Origin of the sequence: Campylobacter sp. TTU-622 (genome assembly GCF_016598965.1) — a bacterium.
Classification (GTDB): Bacteria; Campylobacterota; Campylobacteria; order Campylobacterales; family Campylobacteraceae; genus Campylobacter_D.
Genome location: NZ_JAENKR010000048.1, coordinates 1 through 10,047 on the forward strand (window position 1 = coordinate 1; position 10,047 = coordinate 10,047).

Consider the following 10,047-nt stretch of genomic DNA (forward strand, 5'->3'; position numbering starts at 1 on the left):
AGCTTGAAGTATAATATCTGCTGCCATTCTATAAGAAAGCTTTTCATCTAAATTTAAAAATTCAAAACCTGTACTTTTTTCACTACCTAAAAAGGATACAAATTTTGCCTCAAGTTTATCACTAAATTTAATATCCTTACGCGTAAATAGCCCTATATTAAAATCTTTAAAATTATATTTAATATCGCTTGGTTCTTTGAATTCATTACGAAAAGATTCTAAAATTGGATTTTTATCATTTAATAAAGTTTCATTAAAAAGTTTTGCTTTTAAAATTTCTTGTTTTAAAAAATCAATTGTCTGTTCCAAAAGTAAATTTTTAGTTTTTATATGATAGAAAATTCCCCTGCTTTCATCTTTAATAATTTTTAAAAAATTTTCTTTTTTATTAGGATATTTTTCTATCATTTGACCTACAAAATAAAAAAAAGAATCTCCAAGATAATTAGGTAAATACTTTAAAATTTTGCTTGTATAATACAAATAATCATATTTTTCATAAATTTTTTTATCCTCTTCACTAACTAAATGTGAAATGAGCTTAAAACGATCATAAAAATCATCTTTATTAATAATAAGATCTTTTATAGCCCTTTTAGTGCTTAATGGTTCTATCTTTAGCTCATAACCTTCATCTTGTAAAATTTGACTTAAAGAAGTGTTCAATCTAAAAGGTTTATTGTTAATTAATACAAAAGCATTCTCATTTTTTTCAAATTCAAAATATATATCATCATCATTAACTTGTAAAAGCAAATCATAAAGAGAAGCAAAATTTTCATAATTATTATAAACATAAGGTTTATAATATGCCTCATAATCTTGTCTATTGTCAAATCTAAAAATTCTAAGTTCTAAATCTTTCATTTTAATTTCCTTTTTTAAATTATATAAAAATTTCTTAAAAATATCTATAAAACAAAGTGTTATTTAAAATGAAATTTTATAAAATAATTTTATGGATAAAGAGCAATTTATCATCAAAGCCTTTTTAAATTCTATAAATGGTGATGATGGCGCTATAATTGATAATTGGTGTTTTAGTAAAGATTTATTTTTTGAAGATATTCATTTTAAAAGATCTTGGATGAGTCTAGAGCAAATTGCTAGCAAAGCTATGCTTGTAAATATTTCTGATGCTATAGTAATGAATGCTAAACCAAAATATGCTCTTTTAGGACTTGCTTTACCAAAAAATTTAAGTGATATTGAAATTAAAGCTTTGCAAAAAGGATTTTTAAATACTGCTAAAAAATTTAATATAAAAATTATAGGTGGCGATACAATAAGCAATCATAAAATTGATATAAGCATTACTCTTATTTCTAAAATTTATAAAAAACCTGTTTTAAGAAAAGGTTTAAAATTAGGGGATTTGATAGCCTTTAGTGGAAATTTAGGCCAAAGCTTAAAAGGCTTAGAACTTTTAAAACAAGGTAAAAAATTAAGCCCTAATCATCGCTTTATTAAGCCTAAAATAAGAAAAGATTTTTTTTATGAAATTGCTCAAAAGCTTAGTTGTGCTATGGATATTTCAGATGGATTAAGCAAAGATTTATCACGCTTGCTTAAGATCAATAATCTAGGAATTTCTTGGTATAAAAATCTTAATTTTTATGAGTTATATAGTGGAGAAGAGTATGAAATTTTATTTGCTTTTAATCCAAAAGATGAAAACTTTATAAAACAAAGCGCTAAAAAACATAAAGTAAAGCTTAATATTTTTGGTAAAGCTGTGAAAGGAAAATATGAATTTATTGGAAAAGAACACCACTTTTAAACCTCTTTATAGTTTAAAACATAGTGCAATTAATGTTTATTTTAGTAAAAATAGCGATGATTTTGTTGTAAGAGAAAAACCTCTTTATGAATTTTCCAATCAAGGTGAACATTTAATTATGCACATTTGCAAAAAAGATTTAAGCACAAATGAGGCTTTGCAAATTTTAAGTGAAACAAGCGGGATTAAAATAAGAGATTTCGGCTACGCAGGCCTTAAGGATAAACAAGGCTTTACTTTTCAATATGTTTCTGTACTTAAAAAATTTCAAGAACGCTTTAATAATTTTTCTCATCCAAAATTAAAAATTTTAGAATATTTCACTCATCATAATAAATTAAAAATAGGTCATTTAAAAGGTAATTCTTTTTTTATACGTTTAAAAAAAGTTTCTCCTAGCAATGCTTTAAAACTCAAAGAAGTTTTTACTACACTAAATTCACAAGGTTTTGCAAATTATTTTGGTTATCAACGCTTTGGAAAATTTGGAGATAATTATTTAGAAGGAATTGAAATTTTAAAAGGCAAAAAAGTAAAAAATCCAAAACTTAAAAATTTTTTAATTTCAGCTCTTCAAAGTGAATTTTTCAATCGTTATCTTAGCAAAAGAATAGAATTCTCTCATTTTATTAAAGATTTTAATATTAAAGAATTAATGCAACTTTATCCTTTAAGTAAAGAAGAATTGCAAATTCTTAAAAAACAAAAAAATTTTTTTAAAATTTTAAAAGGAGATGTACTAGGACATTATCCTTATGGAAAATGCTTTATTTGCGAAGATTTAATTCAAGAGCAGGAAAGATTTTTAAAAAGAGATATTTCTGCCTTAGGTTTATTGGTAGGTAAAAAAGCTTTTGAAAGCTTAGGTTTTACTAAAAAATTAGAAGATGAAATTTTCAAAGAACTTTTAGAATTTAAACAGCAATTGCAAGGATCTAGACGTTTTATGTGGAGTTATATAGAAAATGCAAAATTTCATTACAATGAAGAAAAAGCTCATATTGTTTTAGAATTTTTTCTTCAAAAAGGATCTTATGCTACAACTGTTTTAGAAGAGCTTTTGCATACTAATTTAAAGCTTGATTGTTGATTTTATTTATTATATTGCTTGTGCTAAAACCTTCTTCAAAATCAATTAACTCAACTTTTGAAACTAATTTTTCTCCTATAACTTCTTTATTTTGATAATCAGCCCCCTTAACTAAAACATCAGGCTTTAAAAATGATATCAATTCTAAAGGTGTATCCTCATCAAAAATCACAACAAAATCTACAAAATAAAAAGCTGCTAACATACAAGCTCTATGAAATTCTGAATTTATAGGACGATTTTTACCTTTAAGTCTTTTTACACTCGCGTCAGAATTTAATCCAACGATTAAAATATCACCTAATTTTTTAGCTTTTTCTAGATACTTAATATGTCCAAAATGCACTATATCAAAACAGCCATTAGTAAAAACTATTTTTTTATTTTTCATTTTAAGTATCTTTAAAAGTTCTTCTTTGCTTTTTATCTTATTTTCAAAATTGTTTTTATTAAAATTTTTAATCTCATCTAAGCTAACACTCACACTTCCTATTTTTCCTACAACTACAGCTGCAGCTTCATTAGCTAATTCACAAGCTTTTAAAATAGGTATATTACAAGCTAAAGAAAAGGCTAAAGTTGCAATTACACTATCCCCTGCTCCCGTTACATCATAAACCTCTAATGCTTTAGCAGGAATAATATGCAATTTTTCATCAAAAAGTGCTATACCATCTTCAGAAAGAGTGATAATAGAATATTTTAAATTAAAATCATTTTTAAGTTTCTCTATACCATATTGAAGATTTTCTCCTTCTAAATTATTAATTTTTAAAGCTTTTAAAGCCTCTTGCTTATTTGGAGTTAATAAAGTAGCACCCTTATACTTACTAAAATCATCTCCTTTAGGATCCACTAAAACAGGTATATTAAATTCATTTGCACTTTGAATAATATTTTGACAAATTTTTGGAGTTAAAACTCCTTTTGCATAATCACTGAGTAAAATAGCATTAAAATTCCTAAAAATTTTTTTAAATTCTGTGATTAATTCTTGCTCAAGTTTAATATCTTCATCATCTTCATCATCTAATCTTAAAACTTGTTGATTATGAGCAATAATACGACTTTTAAGAGAAGTTTTGCGCCCTTTTTGCACTAAAAAACAAGAATTTAATTTTTCTTTTAAGAAAATTCCATTTTCATCATCTCCAACAACGCCAAGCGCAAAAACATCTGCTCCTAAAGCTTTTAAATTTGCATAAACATTAGCACCACCGCCTAAACGTTTTTCTTGTTCATTAGATTTCATTATCATAACAGGTGCTTCAGGGCTAATACGTGTACTATTGCACCAAATATAACAATCTACCATAAAATCACCTATGACAAGAATTTTAGGCTTTTGTTTTGCTAAAAAATTAAACATTTACTTCCTTTTCAAATAGTCTTAAAATTTCTGGCAAATAATCTTTTATACCTTCTTCAAGACTATACTTTGGACAATAGGCAAAATTTTCATCTAATTTTGCTTGTGTATGAAATTGATAAAATTTTTCATAAGGATTTTTAATATATTTGCAAGATAAATTTGTATTTAGTTCTTTTTGTAATATATCTACAATATCTTGAAAAGTTCTTGCTTTTCCGCTACCTACATTATAAACCCCATTTTTTGCTTCTATAGCTTTAATATTAGCTTCCAAACAATCTTTTATATAAACAAAATCTCTATAAATTTTATCACTTCCTTCAAATAAACAAGGATTTTTCCCTGCTAAAATTTGATGAGCAAATTGTATAATCATAGAAGAAGTTTTACCTTTATAAAATTCACCTTTTCCATAAACATTGAAGTACCTAAGTCCTATTAAATGGGCTTTATTGTAGTATTTTTGTGCTAAATTATCCATCATAAGTTTTGAAAAAGCATAAGGATTCTTAGGATTTTCATTAACTCCTACAATCTGAGGACTAGGAGCATCACCATAAACAGAAGCAGAACTTGCATAAATTAGTTTTGCATTAAGTTCAATACTAAGTTTTATAAATTCTTTAAAAGTATTTAAATTTACACTTAAAACCTTATTTTGATCATAAATTGTAGTATCAGAAATAGCTGCTTTATGAAATATAACTTCTGGTTTAAAATCTTTTATTATTTTTAAAGTTTTTTCTTCATTTATATCTGCGACATATAACTCGCCCTTAAAACCTAACAAATTTTTAAAATGTCCCAAACATTCTAAATTTCCATTTTCAAAAACAGCATTACTTCTCATTTTATCTATAATTAAAACTTCGTGATTTTCTTGTAAAAAAAGAGCCAATGCTGAACCAATAAATCCTGCTCCACCTGTAATAACTATTTTCATTAATTTATCCTTAGAAATTTTGTTTTAAAAAATTTAAAAGTTCTTTTAAAGAAAAAAAACTTTTAAAATAATCTTGTTTTAATATATGTTCATTTACAAGAAATAAATTTTTAACTCCTGCATTTACTCCCGCTTGCATATCGCTAAGATTATCTCCTATAAAAATGGAATTTTCCATATCTATATCAAATTCATCTTTAGCTTTTAAAAGCATACCTGGTTTTGGTTTTCTACATTCACAATTTTCCAAATGTGGACAATAATATATTTTTGAAATTTTTATATCTTGCTTAATGAATTCCTCTAAAACAAAATTACAAAGCTTTGAAAAATCTTCTTCCTTATAATAACCCCTTGCAATACCTGATTGATTAGTTATTATAAAAATTAAATAATCCTTTAAAAAAAAATACTTACAAAGATCAAAAATTTCATTATAAAATTCAAAATCTTCTATCTTATAAACATATTTTTTATCTACATTAATAACACCATCTCTATCTAAAAACAACGCTTTTCTTTTCATAAAAAGCATTATAATATAGCTTTTTTAAAATAAACATTTATTTTATAAAATCTTTAAGAAATTTATTAAAAATTAAAGATATAATATTCCTTACCTAAAATAACAAGGAGTTAAAATGAAAAAATTGCTAGCAATTTCTACTTTAGTGTGTCTTGGGGTTTCTGCTTATGCAGCTGATGGTGCTACACTCTTTAAAAAATGTGCTGTTTGTCACGGAGCAAAAGCTGATAAAGTTTACTTAGGAAAAGTTCCAGCTCTTACATCTTTAAGCTATGAGGAAAGATCACAAGCTTTAAAAGAATATCAAGCAGGAACAAGAAATAAATTTGGACAAGGTGCTATTATGAAGCTTCAATTAAAAGGTTTAAGTGAAGCTGATCTTGAAGCTATTGATAAATATATTGATACTTTAAAATAATCTGCATAATTTTTTAAGAAAGCTTTTTTTGCTTTCTTAAAGCTTCTTCTTTTCTTTTTTGTAAATTTATTATATCGTTTAAAGCTTCTTCATCATCGTTTAAAGTAATAAATTTATACTCATCGTCAAATTGTTTATTTTTTATTGCCCATAAAAAAGTGGCAAGAATTATAAAAAAGGTTAGCAAAGAGACTCCTATCATTAATGTTATTACATTACTCATTATTTAATCCTTAAAGCATTTAATATAACTATTATACTACTAAAAGACATAGAAAGTGCTGCGATTAAAGGATTAATAAGCCCTAAAAAAGCTAAAGGAATAGTTAAAGCATTATAAAATAAAGAAAAAAATAGATTTTGTTTTATAATTTTATAGGTATTTTTAGAAAGCTTTAAGGCTTTTATTAAGGAAAATAAATCATTTTTTAATAAAAGCACATCACTGCTTTGAATTGCTAAATCACTTCCTTGTTTTAAAGCAATAGAAACACTAGCATTTTTTAATGCTAAAGCATCGTTAATACCATCTCCAACAAATAAAACTTTATATTTTTGATTTAAATTTTCAATAACTTTCATTTTATCTTCAGGCAAACAAGAAGCTTTGTAATTAGTTATTTTAAGCTCTTTGGCGATTTTTTCCACTGCATAATGATTATCTCCACTTAATATCATCGTTTCAATCTTATGATCATATAAATAAGCTATAAGTTCTTTAGTCCCTTCTCTTAAAATATTTTCAAATTCAAAATAAGCAAATATTTTTTGATTTTTAGCAAAAATAAAATGAGTATTTTTAAACTCTTTAACTTCAATACCATTTTCTCTTAAAAAATAATAATTTCCTCCTAAAAATAAATCATTATTCAAATTTGCTTTTAATCCTCTTGCTTGGATATTAAAAAGTTCTTTAAAATCTAATTTTTTATAAACAATACCTTGAGCTTCAAAAAATTTAGCAATACTTTTTGATACAGGATGATTAGAAAGCTTTATAAAGCTATAAAATTCCTCTTTATCTATTTTATCATCTAAATAAAAATTACTAATTTTTAATTCATTATTTGTTAAAGTTCCTGTTTTATCAAAAATAGCCATATTAATTTTACTAAGATCTTCAATAGTGCTAGAATGTTTAAAAATAATATGCTCTTTTAAAGATTTTCCTAAAGCAACAAGTGTGCTAACAGGAGTTGCTAAAGCCAAAGCACAAGGGCAAGCTATGATTAAAACTGATATAGCATTTACAAGGCTTAACTCTATATTAGCATCTTTTAAAAAAAACCAAAAACAAAAACAAGCAAAAGAAAAAAACAAAATAACAGGTGAAAAATATCCAGAAATTTTAGACACTAAGCTTTCAAGTTTAGCCTTTTTAGTACTAGCTAATTCAAGAAGTTTTATAATAATTGCGAGCTTAGAATCTTTATAAAGTTTAGTTGCTCTATATTCTATGCTACCATCAAGCACTATACAAGCAGAATTTAACTCATCATTTTGTCTTATTAGCAAAGGAGTATTTTCACCATTTAAAGAAGAAGTATCAAGACTTGCTTCACCTCTAATGCAAACACCATCAATTAAAATTTTATCACCGCTTCTAAGCAAAATAATATCATTAAGTTTAACCTCATTGGCTGATTTTGGTTTAAACTCTTTACCATTAAAAACTAAAACTTCATTTTTCAAAAATGCATTTAAACCATCTATAGTATCTAAGGCTATTTTTTTACTCAATACTTGAAGATATTTCCCAATAAAAACAAAACAAACAATCATAGCAACAGAATCAAAATAAACCTCGCCCACTCTAAAAAACATAGCCCACAATGAATACAAAAAAGCTAAACTTGCTCCACTAATTACTAAAGTATCCATATTAACTTTTTTATTTTTAATTGCTCTAAAAGCATTTTGATAAAAACTTGAACCTGTATAAAAAAGAACAGGAAAACAAAGAATAAACTCAGCAAAATTTAAAATATCTTTTATATCCTTATCCATTCCTGTAAAAAATCCTGCATATTTTGCTATAGCTATCCACATAATATTCATAACACAAGCAATAGCCACAATAAGTTTAGAATAAAATTCCCTCTTTATTAAATTTGCTTTTTGTTCTGTTTTAGTAGGATCGTAAGCACTTGCTTTATAACCTATACTTTCTATTAAATTTAAAATATCTTTTAAATTAATAATATCTTGATCAAAAACAATTCTAGCCTTATGAGTAAAATGATTAATATCAAGTTCTAAAATTCCTTGTTGCTTAATTAAAATTTTTTCATTAAGCCAAATGCAAGCTGCACATTCTATTCCATATAATACAAGATAAACCTCGCTAAAACCTTCTTTGGTTTTATTAATAAACTCATCATAACTTTTAAAGCCATTTTGATTTGAAACTGGTTTTAAAGTTTTATCTCCTAATTTTTTATAAAATTCATCTAAACCATTCTCATATAAAATTTCATAAACACTTTGACAACCTTTGCAGCAAAAAAAGAGATCGTTTTTTTTTATCATTTGATTTTCTTGAAAATTTAATCTACAATGTGCACATTTCATAGCTATTCTTTCATAAAATTTAGTTTTGTTATTATAAACAAATTTGACAAAAAGTATATTTTTTTATTAAAATCATGCTTTACAAAAATTCTTCTTAAAATCTACGAGGGCTTATGGAAAAAGAAAAAAAACAACATCAAAGAACGCATATTCCTGTAGAAGGATATAAAATTGAAGATCTAAAACTACTTGATCTTGAAAGTCTTGTTAAAATAGCCAATGAATGCGAAATAGAAAATCCACGCGAATTTCGTCGTCAAGAACTTATGTTTGAAATTTTAAAAGCACAAACCAAAAAAGGTGGTTTTATTCTTTTTACAGGTATTTTAGAAATATCTTCTGAAGGTTATGGTTTTTTACGTGGAATGGATGGAGATCTAAGTGATAGTGTTAATGATGCTTATGTTTCAAATTCACAAATTCGCAAATTCGCTCTTCGTGTTGGAGATATAGTTACAGGACAGGTAAGAGAACCTAAAGATCAAGAAAAGTATTATGCTTTATTAAAAATTGAAGCTATAAACTATATGCCTTTACAAGAGGCTAAAGAAAGACCTCTTTTTGATAATCTTACTCCTATTTTTCCAACAGAAAAAATAAAATTAGAATACGATAGTATGAAATTAACAGGGCGTGTTTTAGATCTTTTTACCCCAATAGGAAAAGGACAACGCGGACTTATAGTAGCACCCCCTAGAACAGGTAAAACAGAACTTATGAAAGAATTAGCAGCAGCTATTGCTAAAAATCATCCCGATATGCATTTAATTGTTTTACTAGTTGATGAAAGACCTGAAGAAGTAACTGATATGCAAAGATGCGTAAAAGGAGAAGTTTTTAGCTCTACTTTTGATTTACCTGCTTATAATCACGTACGCGTAGCTGAACTTGTGATAGAAAAAGCTAAAAGAATGGTTGAAATGGGTAAGGATGTGATCATTTTACTTGATAGCATTACAAGACTTGCAAGAGCTTACAATACTGCTACTCCTAGCTCAGGAAAAGTTTTAAGCGGAGGAGTTGATGCCAATGCTTTACATAAACCAAAACGTTTTTTTGGAGCAGCTAGAAATATAGAAAAAGGAGGATCTTTAACTATAGTAGCTACTGCTTTAATCGATACGGGTTCAAGAATGGATGATGTAATTTTTGAAGAATTTAAAGGAACAGGAAATAGTGAAATTGTATTAGATAGAAATATTTCAGATAGAAGAATTTATCCAGCAATTAATATTATAAAATCAGGAACAAGAAAAGAAGAATTACTACAAAATCCAAGTGATTTACAAAAAATTTGGGCTATTCGTTCCGCTATTTCACAAATGGATGATATTGAAGCTCTTAAAT

General features: G+C 26.0%; 10 protein-coding genes. 4 read left to right on the forward strand and 6 right to left on the reverse strand.

The genetic code is table 11. The features are described from left to right. The coding region (locus JG677_RS05460; RefSeq protein ID WP_200285580.1) for a DUF5644 domain-containing protein at positions 1-867 on the reverse strand (867 nt) is incomplete at its 3' end. A gap of 91 nt (positions 868-958) precedes the next feature. Between JG677_RS05460 and JG677_RS05465 the strand changes: the two genes are divergently transcribed. Both JG677_RS05465 and truD read left to right on the forward strand, forming a co-directional pair. Next, complete coding sequence (locus JG677_RS05465; RefSeq protein WP_200169611.1) at positions 959-1,780, forward strand: thiamine-phosphate kinase; 822 nt, start codon at positions 959-961, stop codon at positions 1,778-1,780. Next, a complete protein-coding gene (gene truD, locus JG677_RS05470) occupies positions 1,749-2,870 on the forward strand; it encodes a tRNA pseudouridine(13) synthase TruD (protein ID WP_200285582.1) in 1,122 nt (373 codons plus the stop codon). Before JG677_RS05465 ends, truD begins: the two co-directional genes overlap by 32 nt. Here truD and rfaE1 read toward each other — a convergent pair. Genes rfaE1 through JG677_RS05485 form a run of 3 tightly spaced genes read right to left on the reverse strand, consistent with a single transcriptional unit; the run spans position 2,848 to position 5,720 of the window. Beyond that, positions 2,848-4,239, reverse strand: coding sequence for a D-glycero-beta-D-manno-heptose-7-phosphate kinase (rfaE1, locus tag JG677_RS05475; protein WP_200169608.1), 1,392 nt, complete (start codon positions 4,237-4,239; stop codon positions 2,848-2,850). The genes truD and rfaE1 overlap by 23 nt on opposite strands. Then, on the reverse strand, positions 4,232-5,185 hold the full coding sequence (gene rfaD / locus JG677_RS05480; RefSeq protein ID WP_200217433.1) for an ADP-glyceromanno-heptose 6-epimerase: 954 nt from the start codon (positions 5,183-5,185) through the stop codon (positions 4,232-4,234). The genes rfaE1 and rfaD overlap by 8 nt, the downstream gene beginning before the upstream one ends. Positions 5,186-5,195: 10 nt before the next feature. Next, entirely contained in the window at positions 5,196-5,720 is a 525-nt protein-coding gene (locus tag JG677_RS05485; RefSeq protein WP_325099557.1) for a D-glycero-alpha-D-manno-heptose-1,7-bisphosphate 7-phosphatase, read from the reverse strand. Positions 5,721-5,826: 106 nt separating this feature from the next. On the opposite strand from JG677_RS05485, the gene JG677_RS05490 reads away from it, so the two are divergent. Further along, positions 5,827-6,129, forward strand: coding sequence for a c-type cytochrome (locus JG677_RS05490; RefSeq protein WP_200169605.1), 303 nt, complete (start codon positions 5,827-5,829; stop codon positions 6,127-6,129). 13 nt (positions 6,130-6,142) lie between these two features. Here the strand turns inward: JG677_RS05490 and ccoS are convergent, their stop codons facing one another. After that, on the reverse strand, positions 6,143-6,352 hold the full coding sequence (ccoS, locus tag JG677_RS05495) for a cbb3-type cytochrome oxidase assembly protein CcoS (RefSeq protein WP_200217431.1): 210 nt from the start codon (positions 6,350-6,352) through the stop codon (positions 6,143-6,145). Continuing rightward, positions 6,352-8,700, reverse strand: coding sequence for a heavy metal translocating P-type ATPase (locus JG677_RS05500; RefSeq protein ID WP_200285584.1), 2,349 nt, complete (start codon positions 8,698-8,700; stop codon positions 6,352-6,354). The genes ccoS and JG677_RS05500 overlap by 1 nt, the downstream gene beginning before the upstream one ends. A 113-nt stretch (positions 8,701-8,813) precedes the next feature. Here JG677_RS05500 and rho point away from each other — a divergent pair. Further along, the coding region (gene rho, locus JG677_RS05505) for a transcription termination factor Rho (protein ID WP_200285586.1) at positions 8,814-10,047 on the forward strand (1,234 nt) is incomplete at its 3' end.

Bases quoted from the DNA above. Each gene is read 5' to 3' on its own strand.
- JG677_RS05465 (WP_200169611.1), top strand. From the start codon at position 959: ATGGATAAAGAGCAATTTATCATCAAAGCCTTTTTAAATTCTATAAAT.
- truD (WP_200285582.1), top strand. From the start codon at position 1,749: ATGAATTTATTGGAAAAGAACACCACTTTTAAACCTCTTTATAGTTTA.
- rfaE1 (WP_200169608.1), bottom strand. From the start codon at position 4,239: ATGTTTAATTTTTTAGCAAAACAAAAGCCTAAAATTCTTGTCATAGGT.
- rfaD (WP_200217433.1), bottom strand. From the start codon at position 5,185: ATGAAAATAGTTATTACAGGTGGAGCAGGATTTATTGGTTCAGCATTG.
- JG677_RS05485 (WP_325099557.1), bottom strand. From the start codon at position 5,720: ATGCTTTTTATGAAAAGAAAAGCGTTGTTTTTAGATAGAGATGGTGTT.
- JG677_RS05490 (WP_200169605.1), top strand. From the start codon at position 5,827: ATGAAAAAATTGCTAGCAATTTCTACTTTAGTGTGTCTTGGGGTTTCT.
- ccoS (WP_200217431.1), bottom strand. From the start codon at position 6,352: ATGAGTAATGTAATAACATTAATGATAGGAGTCTCTTTGCTAACCTTT.
- JG677_RS05500 (WP_200285584.1), bottom strand. From the start codon at position 8,700: ATGAAATGTGCACATTGTAGATTAAATTTTCAAGAAAATCAAATGATA.